Origin of the sequence: Bradyrhizobium sp. CCGB12, from assembly GCF_024199845.1 — a bacterium.
Taxonomy (GTDB): Bacteria; Pseudomonadota; Alphaproteobacteria; order Rhizobiales; family Xanthobacteraceae; genus Bradyrhizobium.
Genome location: NZ_JANADO010000001.1, coordinates 5,284,492 through 5,305,725, shown reverse-complemented (window position 1 = coordinate 5,305,725; position 21,234 = coordinate 5,284,492). Strand labels below are relative to the sequence as shown.

The window sequence follows — 21,234 nt, the reverse complement described above, 5'->3', positions numbered from 1 at the left end:
CTCCATGTCAGTGTCCGCCATCGGCTGGTGCTGCCGCGGCGATGGTGGTTGGATTGTCACCGCTGGCCGCAGGTGCCCCGCCGCCATTGACGGCGGTCTGCAGGTCGGACTGCGCAAGGAAGAATCTTTGTCTGGCATCGATGGCGCCGCGCAGTGAGGCCAGACGCTGCCGCGCCTCGGTGAGCAGCGCGAAGATGTCGACCTGCATGCTGGAGAAGCGCAGCTGCATCTCTTCGGTGATGATTTTTCGCAAGGGGATGATCTCGCGCTGGTAATGACTGGCGATGTCGTAGCTGGAGCGATAGACCCGATAGGCATCGCGCGCTTCGGAGCGGATGTTGACGGCGCGCTCGGTCAGGCGGTTGAAGGCGAAATTGTAGGTCTCGGCCGCCTGGCGCACGCGCACCTCGCCGCCGTCGAAGATCGGGATCTGGAATTGCACGTCGAAGCCGCGTTCGCGGAACGGTGCGCCTTCCGGATCCTGGGTGCGGCGGGAGATGCCGGCGAGATCGAGCAGCGTGACGAAGCGTGTCGCTTCGGTGAGGTTCAGCGATTTCGCCAGCGCCGCCAGCTCCAGTCGCGCGATCTGCAAATCGATGCGATGGGCGACCGCGTCGGCCTCGATCGTGGGCAAGGCCAGCGGCCGGCGTGGCAGCGGCGGTAACGCGTTCGGCAGGCGGAAGTCGAGGCCGCCGTCCCACAGTCCCATCAGGCGCGCAAGCCTTTCGCGTGCGCTCGCTGCCGTCTGTCGTGCGGTAGCGAGGTCGGCGGTGGTCTCGGCGTAAAACACCTGTTCGCGGGCCTGGTCGAGCTTGTTGAGCGAGCCGGTCTCGCCGAGCTTGACCGCGAACTGTGCGGTCGATTCCGCCGTCGCCTTCGCATCCGTCAGCAGCACAACCATCTCGTTGCCGGCAACCGTGCGCCAATAAGCGCGGCGGACGTCGGTGGCGAGCCGCAGTGTCGCCAGCGCCGCGCGCAACTGGGCCTGACGGAAGCGGTCGCGGGCGATGTCGGAGCGGAACGGCAGGGTGGCGAGCGCGAGGATGTCGCCGACCACCTGCCGCTCGATCTCGCTGGCGCCATTGCCTGAGATCCGCGAGATCGAGAACACGGGATTGGGCGGCAGGCTCTGCTCGACCAGATCGGTCTCGGCGAGCGCCAGCTCGTTGTAGGCCGCTTGCAGTCCCTTGTTGTTGAGCAATGCAATCTGCACGGCGGTCTCGACGCTCAGCGTCAGCGACAGCAGCCGGCGCACGCGCCCGTCGACCGCGTCGGCTCCCTCGCTCGTTCGCACGAAAGCGACGTCCTTGTTGATGCTCTGGCTCGCCAGCTCCGAGACGGCATTCATGCCGCCATCGGGCGAGAACGCGGCGCAGCCGGACAGACTGAGCGCAGCGAGAAGGAGCAGGCTTCGCGCGAGATGGTGTGTCATGGCGCGGTCCTACCGGTCTTGCTTCGGCTGTGGCGCGACGTTCTCGTTGCGCTCGCGCCATGGCGCCGGTGTTGCAGGCCGAAGGCTGCTGTAGGGTGCGATCGTCGATCGATAGCCGACAGGCGCGACCTTGGCCGCGGGATCGGCAGGATCCGCGGCAGCGATTTGTGTCGTTGTCGGCATGCAGCCGGCCAACGCCAGCGCAATCACGGCCAGCAGCGGCCAACTAAATGGAAAGTGTCGTCCACGCGCCGCGGATGCGGCGGCGGACTTCGCCCCGGAAAGCGTAAGCATGATTCATCCCTGATCTGTCCTTGGAGACCACAGGTTCGCGCGCGCTGACGCGCGTTCGGCCTGACGTCGTCGCGTCAGATCAGGCGATGGGAGGACGGTAGTGCGGGGGCGGCGTCGCGCTGTGCAGGCTGGCCACGATCTCGGGCGCGCAGGCGGAGACGGGCCGAAGCGGCTTGGCGACGCTGGGCAGATCGGCCGGCAGCGCGCTCACGCACATCATCGCGCAGCATGGTCCGGCCGCACCCTTGCCGCCATGATGATGCGGAGCGGGCGTGTCCTGCGCGGCGGTCTGGTGATGCACATGTGCGCCCGCGTGGTCATGCGAGGAATCGCCATGCACATGGCTTGCCTGCATATGGTGGTGCGCCGGCACCTGATCGGCGATCTCAGCCTCGTCCGCAAGGCACGGCGCGGGGCCGCTGCCCCAGGCGAGGGCTGCTGCCGGCGCGAGCACGCAAAACAGATAGGCGAGGGCAACGAGGCGCCCCACCCTGATCCGCATCGATCGCGTCAATCGCAACAGCATTCCGCCGATAGGCTCCTCGCGCGGCAATGTTGCACACGCTGATCGCAAATTAATGGCAAAACGCGCGCTCGCCAAGCGCCTTCTTACCGCAGTGCACCGCGCATGCCCAATATCGCGCCACGATGCTTGACCCCCTGGCAATCCGCGGGTCATGGTCCGACCCGTGCACGCGCCAAATCACTCAGGACAAACGCCTGATTCATTCAGCCCTGATTCCCGTCAGGCCTGGATGCGGCTCGTCATTGCGCTCCTGATCGGCTCGGTCGGCGCCGTCGGCATGTGGGCGGTCGTGGTTGTGATTCCCGTGGTGCAGGCGGAATTTGGTGCCACACGCGGCGCGGTGTCGCTGGCCTTCACGCTGATGATGTTCGGTTTCGGGCTGGGCGGCGTGATCGCCGGCAAGATCACCGACCGTTTCGGCATCGTGCCCGCGATGGCGATCAGCATCGCCTTTCTCGGCGTCGCCAATGTGCTCGCGGGACTGTCAACTCAGCTCTGGCAGTTCGTGGCTGCGTATTTCCTCATCGGCCTCGGTACCTCCGCGACTTTCGCGCCGCTGATGGCGGAGGCCTCGCATTGGTTCGAGCGCTATCGCGGACTTGCCGTGACCATCGTCGCCAGCGGCAATTACGTCGCCGGCACGATATGGCCGCCGATCGTGAGCTGGGGCGCGCAGACCGCCGGCTGGCGCTACACCCATATCGGGATCGGGCTCGTCTGCGTGGGCCTGATGACGGTGCTGGTGTTGGTCCTGCGCGCGCAGATGGGCGACGATCACATCCGCGATCATGCCAACGCACCTCCGCCGCGGGTCGACCTCAAGCTGTCGACCAACACGCTGACGGTGCTGCTCTCGATCGCCAGTATCTCCTGCTGCGTCGCGATGGCGATGCCGCAGGTGCATATCGTCGCCTATTGCGGCGACCTTGGTTATGGCGTTGCGCGTGGCGCCGAGATGCTGTCGCTGATGATGGCCTGCGGCATCATCAGCCGGATCGGTTCGGGCTTCCTCGCCGACAAGATCGGCGGCATCCGCACGCTGCTGGTCGGGTCGTTGGCGCAAGGTTTTGCGCTGGTGTTCTATTTGTTCTTCGACAGCCTCACCTCGCTCTATCTCATTTCTGCGATGTTCGGCCTGTTCCAGGGCGGCATCGTGCCGAGCTACGCCATCATCGTGCGCGAGGCGATGCCGGCGAGCGAAGCCGCAACCCGCGTCGGCATCGTGATCTTCGCCTCGGTGTTCGGCATGTCCTTCGGCGGCTGGGTGTCGGGCCTGATCTTCGATGCGACGGGTTCCTATGCCGCGGCGTTCGCCAATGGCGTGGCGTGGAACGCGCTCAATATCGGCATCGTCGTGCTGCTGCTGATCCGCTCGCGCATGAACGCGGTCAAGGCGGGGCCCGGTTTTGCGACCTAGGACCGATGCCCCCGATGCCGTCAGGTGTGAGCCTCCGCTGGATCGGGTTGATCCTCGCTATCGTCCTGCTGGATCAGGGGACGAAGCAACTCGTCGTCAGTTTGTTGGAGCCAGGCCGTCCGATGGTCGTTCTGGCGTCGGACACGTTGCCGTCAGTCGATTTCATCCTGTCCTACAACAAGGGCATCTCGTTCAGCTTCCTCAGGTTCGCGGATGACGCCCAGCGTTGGCCGCTGGTTGCTCTATCTCTTCTGGCCTGCGGCCTGTTGGGCTGGTGGCTCAGCCGCGTGCTGACGAGCCAGCCGATACAGGCATTCGGACTCGCGCTGATCATTGGCGGAGCGCTCGGTAACATGCTGGACCGCGTTCGGATCGGCTCGGTGATCGACTTCGTCCACGTGTCTTACAAGGCGTGGTCTTTTGCCGTTTTCAATCTCGCCGACACCGCCATCACGTTGGGCGCCCTCGCGACGTTGGCATCCACATTTCTGGTGCCCCAAGGCGTTGGCACCGAGAGCCAGGAGCCGCCACGTCACGGCCGATGAGAAGAGGGTCTAGACCGCCTGTCTCGCCTTCAGCAGCGAGCAGCCGGTGATCTTGTAGCTGCCGTCAGCCTGCTGCTCGAGCGTGTACAGCGCCTCCCAGGCCTCGCCATTGGCATCGACGATGTGGACGCGCTGGGCGATCCAGTTGCCGTCGCTCTTGCTCTCGCCGAACTCGAAGCTCTTGTGGCGATAGACCGGCGCGTAACCGTTCTGCACCATCGACATGAAGATGTCCGGGGCGGGAAAAATCTCCTTGATCGCCGGCGCGGCATGGGAATAAGCCGCGGCCGCATCGTCGCGCGCAAAAGCCTGTTCCTGGGCGCGGATGACGCTCTGTGCGGCCGTGACATCGCCGGCGAGCGCTGGGACGGCGCGGAGGGCAATCGTGAGAGCGACGAGCAAAGCGGACGTGCGCATGACAAGGCTCCGCGTTGAAATCCTGGCGATGCTGATCCTAGCATGACCTCTCAGGAAGTACGGGCGTGCTATCGCTTTCGTTTCACTGCCGGCTTCGCGGGCCTGGCGGCGCGCGCCTTTGCGTTGGCGGCTGGTTGCACCCGCAAGCCGTCCACGAACACGTCGAGCATCCGCAGCACCGAGGACTGCCATCCGGGCTGGTCGTGCATGTAGCACATGCCGACCAACGCCCTGAGCAAATCCTCCGGGCTGATATCGCCGCGCATTTGACCGGCTGCGACCGCGCGATCGAGTAGCGAGCCGATCGCCTTGGTCAGCCGGTCCATCGAGAACGCGGCAAGTTCCGACGAACTCTGGAACGTCAGCGCCAGCGCGGCTGACATGCCTTTCTTGGTGGCGACGAATTCGACGTTGGAACGCAGCCAGCGCCGCAGCGCGTCGACCGGGTCTTTTGCATTCTTCAGTTGCTCGGCAAGCTCGCTGAGCTGTTCGACCTCGCGCCGGTACACCGCCTCGAACAAATCCTCGCGCGCCGGAAAATGCCGATAGAGCGTGCCGATGCCGACGCCGGCACGTTTTGCAACGGCCTCGAGGCTCGCCTCCGGTCCGCCGGCGTTGAACACCACCTTTGCAGCTTCGAGCACGCGCTCGCGATTGCGCACGGCATCGGCGCGGGGCTTTCGAATCTGGTCGGTGTGGTCGTCCATCCCCGGCAATGTAGATCACGAATTGGTTAGATTGAACCCTTGTTGAACCCTTGCGGGGCTGCATCGCGTTGGTGGCGCACGGGCTTTTGACGAATTCCAAATATTTTCCGCCAGCCCTTGTTAAGCGGAGGGTACCTCCGTATTTTCGCTCAAGTGTCGGTCCGGATTATGTTCGGGCCAGCGCATATCGACGGCGGCCACGGAGGTGGCGCGCTGCGCGACGACTCATGTCCATTTCTGATCGGAGCCTTGTATGAACCACTCCATCAGCCTCACCGTGAACGGTGCGCGGCGCGACTTCGTCCTCGACGATCCGCGCGTCACGCTGCTCGATCTGCTGCGTGAGCGCCTCCATCTCACCGGAACCAAGAAGGGATGCGACCGCGGCCAGTGCGGCGCCTGCACCATTCTGGTTGACGGCAAGCGCATCAACTCCTGCCTCGCGCTCGCCATCAGCCATGACGGCGCCGACATTCTCACCATCGAGGGCGTTGCGCGCGGCGACCAGCTTCACCCGATGCAGGCCGCCTTCATCGCCCATGACGGCTTTCAGTGCGGCTTCTGCACCCCCGGCCAGATCATGAGCGCGATCGGCATGATGCGCGAAGCGCAAGCCGGCAACGATCCCGAGCGCATCCGCGAATGCATGAGCGGCAACCTGTGCCGCTGCGGCGCCTATGTCGGCATCGTCGATGCCGTGCTCGACGCACAAGAACGCATGGACGAATCCAATCAGAGGCGCTCCGCATGAAGCCGTTCGATTATGTCAGGCCCGGCACGGTCACTGAAGCCGTTGCCGCCGCGGCCCAGCCGGGCGCCGTCTATCTTGCCGCCGGCACCAATCTGCTCGATCTGATGAAAGGCGGCGTCAGCCGTCCGGATCGTCTCGTCGACGTCACGCATCTCGACGGACTCGACGGGATCGAGCGCCTCGCCGATGGGTCGTTGCGCATCGGCGCGCTCGTCAGCAACGCCGATCTCGCGCATGACGCTGAATTCGCGAGGTCGTATCCCGCGGTGGCCGAAGCGTTGCTCTCCGGTGCCTCCGCGCAACTGCGCAACGCCGCGACCGTCGGCGGCAATCTCCTGCAACGGACGCGCTGCGCCTATTTCTACGACACCGCCAGCCGCTGCAACAAGCGCGAGGCCGGCAGCGGCTGCGATGCCCGTGACGGCGAGAACCGCACCCACGCCGTGCTCGGCTGGAGCGAGAGCTGCATCGCCACGCATCCCTCCGACTTCTGCGTCCCGCTGGTTGCACTCGACGCAATCGTCGAGATCGAGGGCAGAAACGGCCGGCGCGAGATCGCGCTCGACGAGCTGCACCGCTTGCCCGGCGATACGCCCGAGCGCGAGTCCGTGCTCGAGCCCGGCGATCTCATCGTCGCAGTGCGCCTGCCGCCTGCCGCGCGCGGCTTTGCCGCGCATGCGCGCTATCTCAAGGTCCGCGAGCGCACGTCCTACGCCTTCGCCGTCGTCTCGGCGGCGGCTGCGCTGCGGATCGAGAATGGCAGGATCGCGGAGGCGCGTCTCGCGTTCGGCGGCGTCGCCGCAAAACCCTGGCGGGCCCGCGCCGCGGAGGACGTTCTCAGGAACGTCGCGCCCACGGCCGACGCGTTCAAGGAAGCCGCCTGGCGTGCGCTCACCGATGCAAAGCCGTCCGGCGACAACGCCTTCAAGATCGAGCTCGCGCGCCGCATCGTCGTGCGCGCACTGACCCTTGCCGCGGCCGGCACGCCCGCGCGTATCCCCGCGCTGCCGGCCTCTCCCTTTGCTTCGATGTCTGGAGCCATCCATGCCTGAGCTCAACCTGACCAGCGCGCCCGCCCATCTGCGCCACGGCTCGAATATCGGCCAGCCGCTGACCCGCCGCGACGGGCTCCTCAAGGTGAAGGGGCAGGCAACCTACGCCGCCGACAATCATCCGTCCGGCATGCTGTTCGCGGTAATGGCGGTCGCCAGCATCGCGCGTGGCCGCGTGACATCGCTCGATGTCGAGGCAGCAAAGCGCCATTCCGGCGTCGTCGACGTCATGACGCCCGACCACAAGCCGCAGCTCGCGATCGATCCGGAGATCAAGACCAATCCGTTCGTGTTTCGGATGGAGGTGCTGCAAAGCCACGAGGTGCGCTACGCCAATCAGCCGATTGCGGTGGTGATCGCCGAGACGCTCGAGGCTGCCACGGAAGGCGCGACGCTGCTGGCACCGCGCTACGAGGCGCTGCCTGCGCTGGTCGGCCTCGATGCCGGCGAAAGCTTCGTGCCGCCGGTCGTTGGTGTCGGCAACCCCGCGGCGCATCACCACGGCGATATCGAGGCGGGCCTTGCCTCGGCCGACAAGCAGATCGATGCGATCTACGAGACGCCGCCGCAATATCACAACGCCATGGAGCCGCATGCGATCGTGGCTCACTGGGATGGTGACAGACTGTCGGTCGACATGCCGACCCAGGGCCTGATGATGTCCCTGGCGCGTATCGCCGAATTGTTCGGCATCGCCCACGACAGGATCCACATCCGCAGCCCGTTCCTCGGCGGCGGCTTCGGCTCCAAGGGGCTGATGGCGGGACCGCAGACGCTCGGCATCATGGCCGCCAAGCTGGTCGGCAAGCCGGTCAAGCTCGTGCTGCGCCGTGAGCAGATGTATGGCCCGGTCGGCCATCGCGCGCCGACGCGTCAGCGGCTGCGCATCGGCGCGGATGGCGAGGGGCGTCTGACCGCGCTTGATCATCACGCCAGGACCGTGTCGAGCACGTTCGACGACTTCTACGAGCCCGCCGCCGATGCCTCGCACACGCTCTATGCGGCGCCTGCGATCCGCACCTCGCATGATGCCGTGCGCGTCAACACCGGCACGCCGCTGTTCATGCGCGCGCCGGGCGAGGCGACCGGCTCGATTGCGCTCGAGAGTGCGATCGACGAGATGGCCTGGGCTTGCGGCATCGATCCGCTCGCCTTCCGCCTGAAGAACTATGCCGAGGTCGAGCCGATCACCGGAAAACCGTTCTCGTCCAAGGCGCTGCGCGCCTGCTACGAACAGGGTGCAGCCCGCTTCGGCTGGGCGAAGCGCCCGCTCCAGCCGCGGCAGATGCGCGACGATGCCGGCCTTCTGGTCGGCTGGGGCATGGGCACCGCGACCTTCCCGGCACTGATGTTCCAGGCCGAGGCGCGCGCGGCCATCCGCCGTGACGGCTCCGGCGTCATGGAGATCGGCGCGCATGACATGGGGCAGGGCGCCTGGACGGCCCTTGCGCAGATCGCGGCCGATGCCGTCGGTCTCGATATCGACCGCGTCGAGTTCAAGGCCGGCACCTCCGATCTGCCCGACGCGGGCATCGCCGGCGGCTCGGCGCACACTGCGACCGCGGGTGCGGCGATCTACAGCGCCGGCGCGGCCGTGATTGCAAAGCTCGCCGATCTCGCCACCAATGACGAGCGCTCGCCGCTGTTTGGCGCCGGCAATGCCGGCGTGATCGCGCGCGACGGCAGGCTGCTCCGACGTGACGACGAAAGCCGCGGTGAGAGCTACGCGGAGATCCTGGCGCGCGCAGGCGTCGCCGAGGTCGAGGCCCGCGGCACCGGCGCGGCGAACCCTGCGGCGATGGAGGAATATGCGATGCACGCCCACGGCGCGGTGTTCGCGGAGGTGAAGGTCGATCCCGAGCTCGGCCAGATCCGCGTCACACGCATGGTCGGCGCGTTTGCGGCGGGACGCATCGTCAATCCGCATCTGGTGAAGAGCCAGCTGTTCGGCGGCATGATCTGGGGCCTGTCCTTTGCGCTGCACGAGGAGGCGGTCACCGATCGCCGCACCGGCCGCATCATGAATGCCAATCTCGGCGAGTACCACATCCCTGTGAATGCCGACGTGCCACCGCTCGACGTGATCACGGTCGAGGAGCATGACCCGCATGTGAATGCGCTCGGCATCAAGGGCGTCGGCGAGATCGGCATCACCGGCAGCGCTGGCGCCGTCGCCAACGCGGTCTGGCACGCGACCGGCGTGCGGGTCCGTCGCTTTCCGATCAGGATCGAGGAATTGCTGACGCAGCGTTGAAGCGGGCAGGCGGGGCGAGACTTGCTCGCTCCGCGCGGCCGGTCAGTTGATCATCCTGCGCAGGACCTTGATCTGCTTTCGCTGCGCCTCGATGTATTTCGCGATGGCGTCACGCAGCTCGCGCGAATGAAGCTTGTCGGTGTCGCGCTGAACTTCCTCGAGCGCAGCTTCTGCATAAGCGAGAGCGGTCTTCATCTGCGAGCCCTGTTACAAAGCGGCCCCGGAGTGCCCAAGGAGGTGCTTAAATGTCCGGAGCCTTACGCCACGACTGCTCGGCTACCGTTCGCATCATATAGAGGTTCGGCTCGAGGAAATTGAGGTGACTCAAGCTCCGTAAGATACCGGTGGCTCCGTAAGATCACGGATAACAGACACGTGTCAAAACGTCGGCGGCGTGCACGCAGAGATCACTTCGCACGGCTTGCCGCCGACGCAGCGGAAGCGATGTGGTCGGCGGCTCTCGAAGTAATAGGCATCGCCCGGATTGAGGATGCGCCGCTCGTCCTCGACGGTCACTTCGAGCTTGCCCGAGATCACGATACCGCCTTCCTCGCCGTCATGGACGAGGTGGACGCGACCGGTATCGCTGCCGGGCTCGTAGTGCTCCTTCAGGATCTGGAGACTGCGGCCAAACAGATTGTCGCCGATCTGGCGGTAGGAGATCGGCTTCTTGCCGACCTCGGTGAGCTCCTCGGCGCGGTAGAAGATCTTGCGCCGGCTCTCCGGCTCCAGCGCGAAGAACTCGGCGAGCCCCATCGGGATGCCGTCCAAGATGCGCTTGAGCGCGCCGACCGACGGGTTCATCTGGTTGGATTCGATCAGCGAGATCGTCGAATTGGTGACGCCGGCACGCTTTGCCAGCTCACGCTGTGACAGCTTGTGGCGCGCCCGGATGAATCGCAGACGTCCACCGATGTCGACACTCATGGTCTGGTCCTTGCCTGATCCGGTGTTGCAGGTGTTGCGGATCGCGCAAATATGGACCGGCGGCCTCAGTAAAATCAATGGCTTGCAGGCCACAAGAAAAGGACTTGTTGCGCTTTGGAAGCCGTGGCTCTGCTAGCCCGTCAGCAAAGGAGCGCGGCCGTGACCCTTCATCAGATTCCGAACACTATCAAGACCGACTCGTTCTGGATGCCGTTCACGGCCAACCGGCAGTTCAAGAAGGCGCCGCGCCTGTTTTCCTCGGCCGAAGGCATGCACTACACCACCGTCGACGGTCGTAAGGTGATCGACGGCTCCGCCGGCCTCTGGTGCGTCAATGCCGGTCATGGCCGCAAGCAGATCGCAGCGGCGGTCGAGCGGCAGCTCATGACGCTGGACTTCGCGCCGACATTCCAGATGGGCCATCCGTTGGCCTTCGACTTCGCCGAGCGCCTTGCCGAGATAGCGCCGAAGGGTCTCGATCGCGTCTTCTTCACCAACTCGGGCTCCGAGTCGGTCGATACCGCGCTCAAGATCGCGCTCGCCTATCACCGCGCCAATGGCCAGTCGAGCCGGACCCGCCTGATCGGCCGCGAGCGCGGCTATCACGGCGTCGGCTTCGGCGGTACGTCGGTCGGCGGGATGGTCGCCAACCGCCGCGCCTTCGCCACCCTGCTGCCGGGCGTCGACCACATCCGGCACACACACGATCTCACCCGCAACGCCTTCGCCAAGGACCAGCCCGAGCATGGCGCCGAGCTCGCCGACGATCTCGAGCGTCTGGTCGGCCTCCACGGTGCCGAGACCATCGCCGCCGTTATCGTCGAGCCGGTGCCGGGGTCGACCGCGGTGCTGCCGCCGCCGAAGGGCTACCTCCAGCGCCTGCGCGAGATCTGCGACAAGCACGGCATCCTCCTGATCTTCGACGAGGTCATCACTGGCTTCGGTCGGCTCGGCACGCCGTTCGCCGCCAACTTCTTCGGCGTCACGCCGGACTTGATGACGACGGCCAAGGGCATCACCAACGGCACCATTCCCTGCGGTGCGGTGTTCGCGAGCCGCAAGGTGCATGACGGGATGATGGTCGGCCCGGAGAGCCAGATGGAGCTGTTCCACGGCTACACTTATTCGGCGCATCCGACCGCCTGCGCCGCCGGCATCGCGACGCTCGACATCTACAAGGACGAAGGCCTGCTCACGCGTGGTGCGTCGATCGCCGAATACTGGCGCGATGCGCTGCATTCGCTGAAGGGCCTGCCGAACGTCGTCGACATCCGCAATTGCGGCCTGATGGGTGCGGTCGAACTGGCGCCGCGCGGCGGCGTCGTCGGTGCGCGAGGCTACGACGTCATGGTCGATTGCTTCAACACCGGCCTTTATTTGCGCATGAGCGGCGACTCATTCGCGATGTCGCCCCCGCTCATCGTCGAGAAGAGCCACATCGACCAGATGGTTTCGATTCTCGGCGACGCCATCAAGAAGGTGGCCTGATAATTGCTCTCGCCGTTGCGGAGAGTTTTCTTGCAGCGGCGAGCGTGATGCCGCGGGAGTTTGACGAAGCGTGAAAGTCCTGATCCTCGGCAGCGGTGTCATCGGTGTCACCTCTGCCTACTACCTCGCGCGTGCCGGGCATGAGGTGACGGTCGTCGACCGTCAACCGGAGCCGGCGCTGGAGACCTCCTTTGCCAATGCCGGCGAGGTCTCGCCCGGCTATTCCTCGCCCTGGGCCGGCCCCGGCGTGCCGGTGAAGGCAGTCAAGTGGCTCTTGATGAAGCATGGCCCGCTGGTGGTGCGGCCGAAGCTCGATCCCGTGATGTGGGTCTGGCTGCTGAAGATGCTGCGCAACTGCACCAGCGCGCGTTACGCGGTCAACAAGAGCCGGATGATCCCGATCGCGGAATACAGCCGCGACTCCTTGCGCGATCTGCGCCGTGACATCGGCATTCAATATGACGAGCGTGCGCAGGGCACGCTTCAGCTGTTCCGGTACCAGGCCCAGCTCGACGGCACGGCTGAGGACATCGCCGTGCTCAAGCAGTACGGCGTACCTTTCGAGGTGCTGAGCCGCGAGGGCTGCATTGCGGTCGAGCCGGCCCTCGGTGGCGTGAAGGAGAAGTTCGTCGGTGGGCTTCGCTTGCCGCAGGACGAGACCGGCGACTGCCACATGTTCACGCAGGCGCTGGCCAAGCATGCCGAAGCGCTCGGCGTGCGCTTCATGTTCAACAACGGCATCGACCGCATCGTCATCGACGGTGCGCGCGTCAGCGGCGTTGCGACCAGTGCCGGCCTGTTGCAGGCGGACGCCTACGTCCTCGCGCTCGGAAGCTGGTCGTCGCGGCTGGTTGCGCCACTCGGCATCTCGCTGCCGGTCTACCCAGTGAAGGGCTATTCGATCACGGTGCCGATCAAGGACGCCTCCGGCGCGCCGGAATCCACCGTGATGGACGAGAGCTACAAGGTCGCGATCACGCGCCTCGGCGATCGCATTCGCGTCGGCGGCACCGCGGAAATCTCGGGCTATTCGAGCAAGCTCTACGATGCACGCCGCGCCACGCTCGATCATTCGCTGACCGATCTGTTCCCGCGCGGTGGCGATCTCGCCAAGGCGACGTTCTGGAGCGGCCTGCGCCCGATGACGCCGGACGGCCCGCCCGTGATCGGCCCGACGCAATACGCCAACCTCCACCTCAATACCGGCCATGGCACGCTGGGCTGGACCATGTCCTGCGGCTCAGGCCGCGTGCTCGCGGACATGCTGTCCGGCAAGAAGCCGGACATCGACGTCAGTGCGCTGACGGTGGATCGGTACAAGCACAGGTTTGGGTAGCGGTCTCTCCGATCGTCATTGCGAGCGCAGCGAAGCAATCCAGTATCCTTCTGCGGAGACAATCTGGATTGCTTCGTCGCAAGGGCTCCTCGCAATGACGATGTGGAGGCAGCGTGCGTCGTTCAAGTCCATCTCCGTTACCCCGAGGTGGCCGCTCCTGCAGCGGCCCTCGAAGGGCGACGGCCCGGCTCTATCGGGGCCGTGCATCCTTCGAGGCTCCCCGTGGGACGCGTTGCGTCCACGCCTCGCACCTCAGGATGACGGGCTGAGAGTGTGCGCTCGGAAGGAGGGAGGCTTACGCCCCCGTCACGCAATTCACCCACAGCACCACGGCCTTTGCATCCTGCGCCGGATTGGAAAACCGGTGCGGCCGCCGGCTCGCAAATCTGAAACTGTCGCCCGTTTTCAGCGACCATGTCTCGCTGTCCACCGTCAACATCATCTCGCCGTCGAGCACGAGACCGGCTTCTTCGCCATCATGGGTATAGAGCTCGTCGCCGGTCGAGCCGCCGGGCTCCAGGTGCACCAGGAACAGGTTGAGCTTGTTGTCGGTGCTCGCGGGGCTGAGCAACTGTTTCGATACACCGGTTCGCCAGAGCTTGAGTTCGGGCCGTTGAAGTCCACGCGTCACCACCTGGTCGGATCCGCCATCGGCACTCGGGCTCGCGCCGAACAAAGCGGCGATGCCGACGCCCAGCACGTCGGCCAGTGTCGCCAGTACCCGCAGCGACGGTGAAGACAGGCCTCGCTCGATCTGGCTGAGGAAACCGATCGATAGGTCCGTGCGCGCCGCGACCGTTTCCAGCGAGAACTGCCTGACGCGCCTGAGATCCCTGATGCGGCGACCGACCGCGACGTCCATCGCGGGCTCGGCGGGTTTGGTGACAGCCTTGGTTCTGGCCCTGGTCCCGGCCTTGGCCTTCAGCTTCTTCGCCGGCTTTGCGCCGGCCGGTTTGCGCATTCTTTTGCCACCGCTCACGTCAAACCGCTTCCTTCATGTGCATGAAAACCGCTTGCATCGGTCGTGAAAGTGTGACCAAATTTTCATATTGGTGAAAATAGGCCGAAACGGCTTGGCCCGCAACGTCTGATCACGACATGCGGCGAGCGCCGTCATCGGCCAAGCCCAAAAGGGGGATGCGATGAAGCGTTTTGGTCTGGCCGCAGTGGCGGCACTCGCACTGGCAGCGATGGCGCCGGCTTCGGCGCAGCAGGTGTTGAAGGTTGGCTCGACACCAACGGGCATTCCCTTCACCTTCCTCGACACCAAGACCAACACCATCCAGGGCATCATGGTCGATCTCGTGACTGAAGTGGGCAAGGATGCCGGCTTCAACGTGCAGATCGAGCCGATGCAGTTCTCGGCGCTGATCCCGTCGCTGACCTCGAGCAAGATCGACATCATCGCGGCCGCAATGTTCATCACGGCGCCGCGCAAGGAAGTCGTCGACTTCTCCGACCCGATCTACACTTATGGCGAAGGCTTGGTGGTGCCGAAGAGCGACACCAAGGCCTATGCCACGCAGGATGATCTCAAGGGCCAGACGGTCGGCGCCCAGGTCGGCACCGCCTTCGTCGACGCGCTGAAGAAGACCGGCCTGTTCGCCGAGGTCAAGGCGTACGACACCATCCCCGACATCCTGCGCGACGTGAACACCGGCCGCCTCAAGGCCGGCTACGCCGACTATCCGATCCTCGCCTACAATTTGAAGCAGGGCGGCTTCCCCGAGGTGCGTCTCGTCGACGGCTACAAGCCCGTCACCGTCGGCTCGGTTGGCATCGGCGTGCGCAAGGGCGAAGCTGCGCTGCTCGGCAAGATCAACGCCTCGCTCGCGAAGCTGAAGGCCAACGGCACCATTGACAAGATCCTCGACAAATGGGGCCTGAAGGCACAGGGTTGATCGGTAGAGACTAGGCTTTCCGATGAAAGGCTTCTGGCACGACACCGTCGAGTTCTTCCCGATCCTGATGAACGGCGTCGCGCTGACGATCATCGTCACCATCGGCTCGCTGCTGCTCTCGACGGTGCTCGGCCTGATCTGGGCGATGATGCGGGTCTCCGGCATCAAGGCGCTGTCGATGCTCAGCGCCAGCCTGGTCAACGTGATCCGCGGCATCCCGATCATCGTGCTGCTGTTCTACCTCTATTTCGTGATGCCGGATCTCGGCGTCACACTCACAGCGTTGCAAGCCGCAATCCTCGGGCTCGGCATCGCCTATTCGGCCTACCAGGCGGAAAACTTCCGCGCCGGCATCGAGGCGATCGACAAGGGGCAGATCGAGGCGGCGCAGTCCATCGGCATGGGCTGGTGGCTGACCATGCGCCGCGTGGTGCTGCCGCAGGCGGTGCGCATCGTGCTGCCACCCTACGGCAACGTCATGATCATGATGCTGAAGGATTCCTCGCAGGCCTCCACCATCACGGTCGCCGAGCTTGCCCTGCAAGGCAAGCTGATCGCGTCCTCCACCTTCAAGAACACCAGCGTTTTCACGCTCGTGGCGCTGATGTACCTCACCATGAGCATTCCGTTGATCCTGCTGGTTCGTCACTTCGAGAAGCGGGCCGGCAAGCGATGATCGAGCTCAGCGACGTCCACAAGAGCTTTGGCAAGGTCGAGGTGCTCAAGGGCATCACGGCCGCCGTTCAGAAGGGCGAGGTGGTCTGCATCATCGGCCCCTCCGGCTCCGGCAAGTCGACCATCCTGCGCTGCATCAACGGGCTCGAAAGCTACGACCGCGGCGAGATCAGCGTCGAAGGTCTCAAGGTCGACCGCGACGCGCCGTCGATCGTGGCCGTCCGCACCCAGGTCTCGATGGTGTTCCAGCGCTTCAACCTGTTTCCGCATCGCACGGCGCTGGAGAATGTGATCGAGGGGCCGCTCTTCGTGAAGAAGGAGCCGCGTGCGCAGGCCCTGGAGCGCGGCCGCGCGCTGCTCGCCCAGGTCGGGCTCGCGGAGAAGGCCGATGCGCATCCGCCGCAGCTCTCCGGCGGCCAGCAGCAGCGCGTTGCCATCGCGCGGGCGCTAGCGATGCAGCCGAAGGCGATCCTGTTCGACGAGCCGACCTCGGCGCTCGACCCCGAACTGGTCGGCGACGTCCTCGGCGTCATGCGCAAGCTCGCTGACGACGGCATGACCATGGTGGTCGTCACCCACGAGATGGGCTTTGCCCGCGACGTCGCCGACCGCGTGCTGTTCATCGATGGCGGCGTCATCGTCGAGCAGGGGCCGGCCAGGGCGCTGCTCAATCAACCGCAGCATCCGCGCACGCAGGATTTTTTGCGCCGCGTGCTGCATCCGCTCTGACCGGAACTTGCCATGACGACGCGCCTGCCTTTGCCGCCCTCGCTCTATGCCGACACTGCCGTCGCGCCGGTCGCAACGCCGCCACTCGATGTCGACAAGACCGTTTCCGTCGCGATCGTTGGCGGCGGCTACACCGGCCTGTCCACGGCGCTGCATCTGGCAGAGCAGGGCGTCGAGGCGCTGGTGCTGGAAGCGCAGGAGCCGGGCTGGGGCGCGTCGGGCAATAATGGCGGCCACACCAATCCGGGCCTGAAGCACGACCCCGATCAGATCGAGGCCGATTTCGGCGCTGAGTTCGGTCGCCGCATGATCGACTTTTCCTACGGCACCACGAATTTCACCCACAACCTGATCCGTCGCTACCAGATCCCGTGTGAGGCGCGGCAGAACGGCACGCTGCGCGCGGCCTATAATGAGGCCAGCGCTGCCGCGATCGAGAAGACCGCGCAGCAATGCATCCGGCGCGGCATGCCGGTGAGGTACCTGAACCGCGAGCAGCTGCGCGAGATGACCGGCACGGATCGCTATATCGGCGCCATGCTGGACGCGCGCGGCGGCGATCTGCACCCCCTCAGCTACGCCCGCGGCCTCGCGCGCGCCGCGATCTCCGCCGGCGCCAAGGTTTTTGGTGAGACGCCGGCCTTGTCACTGCGCCGCGAGGGCAGCCGCTGGCGCATCGAGACGCCACGCGCCGTGGTTCGTGCTGAGAAAGTCCTGCTCGCCACCAACGGTTTTACCAACGATCTCTGGCCCGCGCTCCGGCGTACCGTCGTGCCGGTGTTCTCCTCGATCGCCGCCACTGCGCCACTCTCCGAGGAGGTTGCGCGTGCGATCATGCCGACGCGCTCCGTCCTCTACGAGAGCGGACACATCACGGTCTATTACCGTATCGATCAGCAGAATCGCCTGTTGATGGGCGGACGCGGCCCGATGCGCTGGATCAACTCGCCGTCCGACGTCGCTTATCTCATGCGCTATGCCGAGAGGCTATGGCCGCAGCTGAGGGGCGTCGCCTGGACGCATGGCTGGAACAGCAGGCTTGCCATCACCAAGGACCATTATCCGCATGTGCATGAGCCCGCGGAGAACATCCTGATCTCGCTCGGCTGCAACGGCCGCGGCGTCGCGCTCTCGACCGCGATGGGCGCGCAGCTCGCACGCCGATTGATTGGCGGCCCCAAGGCCGAGATCGACATGCCGGTCACCGGCATCAAGCCGATCCCGATGCACGCGTTCTGGCCGGTCGGGGTGACGACCGCGGTGATCGCGGGCCGCGTGCGCGACCGGCTCGGCATATGAGAAGGCGCCGCCCCCTCAGGAGGGCGACGCCTTTCATTGGAAGATATTGAGCGTCAGCAGCGGCCTTGCTTCCACAGGCCGGGCGGGCAGCCGTGACCGCGCCAGCCGACCTTGCGCCCATGGTACCATCCCGGCGGGGTGCCATGGTGGTAATGGCTCATCTTGTGGCCATGGCCATGACCATGGCCATGACCGCCCCCATGGCCACCCTTGGCCAGTGCAGGGCTTGTCAATGTGAAGCCGGCCGCAATGATCAGCGACGCGGCGAGCGCAAGTTTCTTCATCATGTCCTCCACGGAGCGAGCGCACTTGTCCGTTCAGCGAACGAACCGTGGGAGCGTTAGTTCCCTGCGAATGTGGAGGAGTCGTGACGCTCGTGCAGATGCGTAATAGCCCGAGGGCTCAAAGCGCGCTGGCATCATCTCCCGCGCGAGCTCAGTCTTCCGCCACCGCGTCAGCCCAGGGCTGGAAGATCTCGACCGCGCCGAAATTCGTGTCGCCCTCGCGCATCACCACGCTGGGGCAGGCGAATTTCTGCGGCAAGGCCTGCACCTGGCTTTCTTCGTAGTCGAAGCGTGCAGCCAGCGTCTTGCGTACGTCTTCCGGCAGTCGGGCGTCTCCGATCACGATCGCGCCTTCGCTGGCGTCGATGCGCGGCTGATGGATGGCGGCATCGAGATCCATGCCGAAATCCATCGCAAAGGACACGAGCTGCATCACCGAGGGGAGAATGCGACGGCCGCCGGAGGCGCCGACGGCGAGGCGCTTGCCGTCCTTGGTCTCGGCGATAACAGGCGTGTAGTTGCAAAGGCAGCGCTTGCCTGATGCGAGCGAGTTGGTGGTGCCCGGCGTCGGATCGAACCACATGATGCCGTTGTTCATGGTGATACCGCTGTGCGGCGTCACATATTTCGAACCGAAGGACGAGAGCAGCGTCTGCGTCACCGCCGCGATGTTGCCGTGACGGTCGACCACGGAAAAATGCGTGGTGCAGGCGGGCGCAAGATATTCGGCGCCGAGCGAGCGCTTGCCGTCGGCATCGCCCATGTCCTTCAGCCGCTCGCGGAAGGCTGCCTGCAAGGCGAGTGCATATTCGACATAGGCGGTGGCATCCGGCGCGCCTGCGGGCGTCAAGCTCTGCTGCAACAGGCGCAGCGCATGTGCCATCGTCGGCCCTGCCGTGAGCTCCGGCGTCGCAAACACCTTGCCCTCGCGATAAGGGATCGCCAGCGGTTCGCGCAGATGGGCGCGGAATGCGGCGAGATCCTCCACCGACAGCGAGCCGCCGTCGGCCTTGACGTCCGAGGCGATACTCCTGGCGAGATCGCCCTGGTAGAAATCACGGGGGCCGGCCTCGGCAAGATGTGACAGCGTCGCCTTGAGCGTGTCCTGCGGCAGCCGCGTCTCGGACTTGACGCCCCATGGCGCGCTCGGTGGCAGGCCGTCCTTCAGGTATGCGGCCGCGCTTGCGGGATAGCGCCTGAGATCGGCGGCCGAGCCCGAGATCGTCAGCGTGGTCCACCAATCGACCAGCAGGCCTTCACCGGCGAGCGCGGCAGACGGCGCGACCAGATCCTTCCACGGCATTCTTGCGTAGCGGCGATGCGCCTCTTCCATTCCGGCGACGACGCCGGGCACGGCGATCGAACCGGGGCCATGGATGTTGCGATCGTTCTTCACCCGCGACCAGGGGAAGAGGTCGGAGGCGGCGCCTTCGCCACTGAGCGGATAGTCGGCGGCGCGCAGGCTCTGCGGCGCGCACATGCCATAATCGATCACTTCGTAGCGATTTTCCTTGGCGCGGTAGAGCACCATCGCGCCGCCGCCGCCGATACCGCTGTTCCAGGGCTCCAGCACGTTCAGGGCAAAGGTGGTCGCGACGATCGCGTCCACGCAGTCGCCGCCCTCGGCCAGCACCTGCGCCCCGACTTCAGCCGCCCGCCGCGATTGCGAGGCGACAATGCCGCCTTTGGATGCGACGGCGGGTTTGCGGACGGCTTGGTTGAGGCTGAACTGATGAGGCATGATGTCGTCTTGATCTCCGGCTTCAGTTGTCTTGCTTCAATCGTCTTGCGTCGTTGTGCTGGCGTTGAAGCTCCGCGATTGGTCGGGCGCGCGAAGAATGGCACATTGCGACCAACGAGAACATCGAAAGGGAGGCGCGACATGGCTGGTGTGAAACAGGCGCGGGATGGCGCGGTCGGGATCTTGACGCTCGACGAGCCGGCCAGCTTGAACGCCATGACGCCGGACCTGCTCGGCGCACTTGCCACTGCCGTCGCCGAGATGACGCGGGATGAAGGCATCCGCGCCCTGATCCTCACCGGCGCCGGACGCGGTTTTTGCTCAGGACAGAATTTGAAGGCATCGGAGGCGCTCGGCGAGGATATCGCGGCCGGCGTCATGCGCTTCTACTGGCCGGCCTTCAAGGCGCTACGCGAATGCCGCGTGCCCGTCATCGTCGCCGTCAACGGGGTGGCGGCCGGCGGCGGCTTCAGCCTCGCCATGGCGGGCGACATCATTGTTGCGGCGCGGTCGGCGAGCTTCATCCAGGTCTTCAGCCGCATCGCTCTGGTGCCCGATCTCGGTTCGACCTGGCTGCTGCCGCGCCTGATCGGTCGGCAGCGCGCGCTCGAATTGATGCTGCTGAATGAACCGCTCACGGCCGAACGTGCCGAAGAGATCGGCCTGGTGCGGCAGGTGGTCGACGATGCCAAGCTGATGGAGGAGGCGCTCATCCTGGCGCGGAGCCTCGCCGATGGGCCGACACGCGCTTTGGTCGCGACGCGCCTGCTCGTCGAGGAAAGCGAGCATGCGACCTATGAAGCGCAATTCCGCCGCGAGATCGAGCTTCAGGCCACGATCCGCAAGAGTGCCGACGCCATCGAAGGCCGCAATGCCTTCGTCGAGAAGCGCAAGGCGAGGTTCACTGGGCATTGAGGGGGCCAAGACGCAAATGCCCGGGACAAGCCCGGGCATGACGAGTTTGGAGCAGTGGTTCGCCGAAAGGGGCGGCCCCCGGTCTCAGAGCGAGCGGTCCAGCCGGCTGGCCTGGTACTTGGCGCGCCATTTCGGGCCCGGTCCGCGCATGTAGTGAAGCTCGGGGCGGTACGGGTTGCCTGCGACCCTCATCAGGGTCTGCCATCTGGTGGCGACGAAGCTCAGGGGCTGGCGGAGCAGGCTCAGGGAAGCGATCAACATGGCATCACCTCAATGCGGCTTGCCGAGCATGGCGGTGAAGGGAAGATCGAAAATCTCCTCGCCGTCGTCGTCGCTGACATGGATCACCCAGTCGCGCCAATCCTCGTTGCTCGGCGTCAGGATCATCGACCGCATGATCTGGGCGGCGCGGTCGCGTGCCTCGGTGAGATTGGAGACGGCGGCGCCGTAGCGATCGATCAGGGTGCCCTCGGTATTCGAGCAGTGAAAGTAGACCTGGACCATTTACCCCTCCTGTAGGGGAGCGATTGGGATGGCAAACTGA

Annotated in this window: 24 protein-coding genes; 12 read left to right on the top strand and 12 right to left on the bottom strand. The window is 65.3% G+C overall.

Annotated features, from left to right (window positions below; all coding sequences use genetic code 11):
* Nucleotides 1–7: 7 nt before the first annotated feature.
* From NLM27_RS24605 to NLM27_RS24595, 3 genes are all read right to left on the bottom strand, one after another.
* Nucleotides 8–1,432, bottom strand: a complete 1,425-nt coding sequence (locus NLM27_RS24605) for a TolC family protein (protein WP_254145796.1) — start codon at nt 1,430–1,432, stop codon at nt 8–10.
* Between the two features lie 9 nt (nt 1,433–1,441).
* Complete coding sequence (locus NLM27_RS24600) at nt 1,442–1,726, bottom strand: hypothetical protein (protein ID WP_254145795.1); 285 nt, start codon at nt 1,724–1,726, stop codon at nt 1,442–1,444.
* Nucleotides 1,727–1,805: 79 nt separating this feature from the next.
* On the bottom strand, nt 1,806–2,252 hold the full coding sequence (locus NLM27_RS24595; RefSeq protein WP_254145794.1) for a hypothetical protein: 447 nt from the start codon (nt 2,250–2,252) through the stop codon (nt 1,806–1,808).
* A gap of 151 nt (nt 2,253–2,403) precedes the next feature.
* Between NLM27_RS24595 and NLM27_RS24590 the strand changes: the two genes are divergently transcribed.
* Nucleotides 2,404–3,669 carry an MFS transporter gene (locus NLM27_RS24590; RefSeq protein ID WP_254145793.1) on the top strand — a complete coding sequence of 422 codons (1,266 nt, stop codon included), beginning with the start codon at nt 2,404–2,406 and terminating at the stop codon, nt 3,667–3,669.
* A gap of 14 nt (nt 3,670–3,683) precedes the next feature.
* Nucleotides 3,684–4,214, top strand: a complete 531-nt coding sequence (lspA, locus tag NLM27_RS24585; RefSeq protein ID WP_254145792.1) for a signal peptidase II — start codon at nt 3,684–3,686, stop codon at nt 4,212–4,214.
* A gap of 9 nt (nt 4,215–4,223) precedes the next feature.
* Here the strand turns inward: lspA and NLM27_RS24580 are convergent, their stop codons facing one another.
* Both NLM27_RS24580 and NLM27_RS24575 read right to left on the bottom strand, forming a co-directional pair.
* Nucleotides 4,224–4,631, bottom strand: a complete 408-nt coding sequence (locus NLM27_RS24580; RefSeq protein WP_254145791.1) for a DUF4864 domain-containing protein — start codon at nt 4,629–4,631, stop codon at nt 4,224–4,226.
* Between the two features lie 68 nt (nt 4,632–4,699).
* Nucleotides 4,700–5,338 (bottom strand): TetR/AcrR family transcriptional regulator, encoded by a 639-nt coding sequence (locus NLM27_RS24575; protein WP_254145790.1) that lies wholly within the window; start codon nt 5,336–5,338, stop codon nt 4,700–4,702.
* Nucleotides 5,339–5,591: 253 nt separating this feature from the next.
* Between NLM27_RS24575 and NLM27_RS24570 the strand changes: the two genes are divergently transcribed.
* The 3 genes from NLM27_RS24570 to NLM27_RS24560 are packed head-to-tail and all read left to right on the top strand — an operon-like array spanning nt 5,592 to nt 9,395.
* The gene (locus tag NLM27_RS24570; protein ID WP_254145789.1) at nt 5,592–6,089 is read left to right on the top strand and encodes a (2Fe-2S)-binding protein; all 498 of its coding nucleotides are present in this window, start codon (nt 5,592–5,594) and stop codon (nt 6,087–6,089) included.
* Entirely contained in the window at nt 6,086–7,141 is a 1,056-nt protein-coding gene (locus tag NLM27_RS24565; protein WP_254145788.1) for a xanthine dehydrogenase family protein subunit M, read from the top strand. The genes NLM27_RS24570 and NLM27_RS24565 overlap by 4 nt, the downstream gene beginning before the upstream one ends.
* Entirely contained in the window at nt 7,134–9,395 is a 2,262-nt protein-coding gene (locus NLM27_RS24560) for a xanthine dehydrogenase family protein molybdopterin-binding subunit (RefSeq protein ID WP_254145787.1), read from the top strand. The genes NLM27_RS24565 and NLM27_RS24560 overlap by 8 nt, the downstream gene beginning before the upstream one ends.
* Before the next feature lie 42 nt (nt 9,396–9,437).
* On the opposite strand, the gene NLM27_RS24555 is transcribed toward NLM27_RS24560, so the two are convergent.
* Complete coding sequence (locus tag NLM27_RS24555; RefSeq protein WP_254145786.1) at nt 9,438–9,590, bottom strand: hypothetical protein; 153 nt, start codon at nt 9,588–9,590, stop codon at nt 9,438–9,440.
* Between the two features lie 183 nt (nt 9,591–9,773).
* A complete protein-coding gene (locus tag NLM27_RS24550; protein WP_254145785.1) occupies nt 9,774–10,322 on the bottom strand; it encodes a cupin domain-containing protein in 549 nt (182 codons plus the stop codon).
* 159 nt (nt 10,323–10,481) lie between these two features.
* Between NLM27_RS24550 and NLM27_RS24545 the strand changes: the two genes are divergently transcribed.
* Together NLM27_RS24545 and NLM27_RS24540 are read left to right on the top strand one after the other, a co-directional pair.
* Entirely contained in the window at nt 10,482–11,810 is a 1,329-nt protein-coding gene (locus tag NLM27_RS24545; RefSeq protein ID WP_254145784.1) for an aspartate aminotransferase family protein, read from the top strand.
* A 70-nt stretch (nt 11,811–11,880) separates the two neighbouring features.
* A complete protein-coding gene (locus NLM27_RS24540) occupies nt 11,881–13,146 on the top strand; it encodes a D-amino acid dehydrogenase (RefSeq protein ID WP_254145783.1) in 1,266 nt (421 codons plus the stop codon).
* 295 nt (nt 13,147–13,441) lie between these two features.
* On the opposite strand, the gene NLM27_RS24535 is transcribed toward NLM27_RS24540, so the two are convergent.
* Nucleotides 13,442–14,107 carry a helix-turn-helix domain-containing protein gene (locus NLM27_RS24535; protein ID WP_254145782.1) on the bottom strand — a complete coding sequence of 222 codons (666 nt, stop codon included), beginning with the start codon at nt 14,105–14,107 and terminating at the stop codon, nt 13,442–13,444.
* A gap of 181 nt (nt 14,108–14,288) precedes the next feature.
* On the opposite strand from NLM27_RS24535, the gene NLM27_RS24530 reads away from it, so the two are divergent.
* The 4 genes from NLM27_RS24530 to NLM27_RS24515 are packed head-to-tail and all read left to right on the top strand — an operon-like array spanning nt 14,289 to nt 17,750.
* Nucleotides 14,289–15,047: an ABC transporter substrate-binding protein gene (locus tag NLM27_RS24530; protein ID WP_254145781.1), complete on the top strand. Its 759-nt coding sequence runs from the start codon at nt 14,289–14,291 to the stop codon at nt 15,045–15,047.
* Nucleotides 15,048–15,069: 22 nt separating this feature from the next.
* Nucleotides 15,070–15,723 (top strand): amino acid ABC transporter permease, encoded by a 654-nt coding sequence (locus NLM27_RS24525; RefSeq protein WP_254145780.1) that lies wholly within the window; start codon nt 15,070–15,072, stop codon nt 15,721–15,723.
* Nucleotides 15,720–16,451, top strand: a complete 732-nt coding sequence (locus NLM27_RS24520; RefSeq protein WP_254145779.1) for an amino acid ABC transporter ATP-binding protein — start codon at nt 15,720–15,722, stop codon at nt 16,449–16,451. Before NLM27_RS24525 ends, NLM27_RS24520 begins: the two co-directional genes overlap by 4 nt.
* A 12-nt stretch (nt 16,452–16,463) precedes the next feature.
* The gene (locus NLM27_RS24515; protein ID WP_254145778.1) at nt 16,464–17,750 is read left to right on the top strand and encodes an FAD-binding oxidoreductase; all 1,287 of its coding nucleotides are present in this window, start codon (nt 16,464–16,466) and stop codon (nt 17,748–17,750) included.
* A 53-nt stretch (nt 17,751–17,803) separates the two neighbouring features.
* On the opposite strand, the gene NLM27_RS24510 is transcribed toward NLM27_RS24515, so the two are convergent.
* Together NLM27_RS24510 and NLM27_RS24505 are read right to left on the bottom strand one after the other, a co-directional pair.
* On the bottom strand, nt 17,804–18,037 hold the full coding sequence (locus NLM27_RS24510) for a hypothetical protein (RefSeq protein ID WP_254145777.1): 234 nt from the start codon (nt 18,035–18,037) through the stop codon (nt 17,804–17,806).
* 148 nt (nt 18,038–18,185) lie between these two features.
* Entirely contained in the window at nt 18,186–19,775 is a 1,590-nt protein-coding gene (locus tag NLM27_RS24505; protein WP_254145776.1) for a gamma-glutamyltransferase family protein, read from the bottom strand.
* A gap of 141 nt (nt 19,776–19,916) precedes the next feature.
* Here NLM27_RS24505 and NLM27_RS24500 point away from each other — a divergent pair, with 141 nt between their 5' ends.
* Nucleotides 19,917–20,690, top strand: coding sequence for an enoyl-CoA hydratase-related protein (locus NLM27_RS24500; protein WP_254145775.1), 774 nt, complete (start codon nt 19,917–19,919; stop codon nt 20,688–20,690).
* A gap of 84 nt (nt 20,691–20,774) precedes the next feature.
* Here the strand turns inward: NLM27_RS24500 and NLM27_RS24495 are convergent, their stop codons facing one another.
* Entirely contained in the window at nt 20,775–20,951 is a 177-nt protein-coding gene (locus NLM27_RS24495; RefSeq protein WP_254145774.1) for a hypothetical protein, read from the bottom strand.
* A gap of 9 nt (nt 20,952–20,960) precedes the next feature.
* Nucleotides 20,961–21,194 carry a DUF6894 family protein gene (locus tag NLM27_RS24490; protein ID WP_091884042.1) on the bottom strand — a complete coding sequence of 78 codons (234 nt, stop codon included), beginning with the start codon at nt 21,192–21,194 and terminating at the stop codon, nt 20,961–20,963.
* Nucleotides 21,195–21,234: the final 40 nt, after the last annotated feature.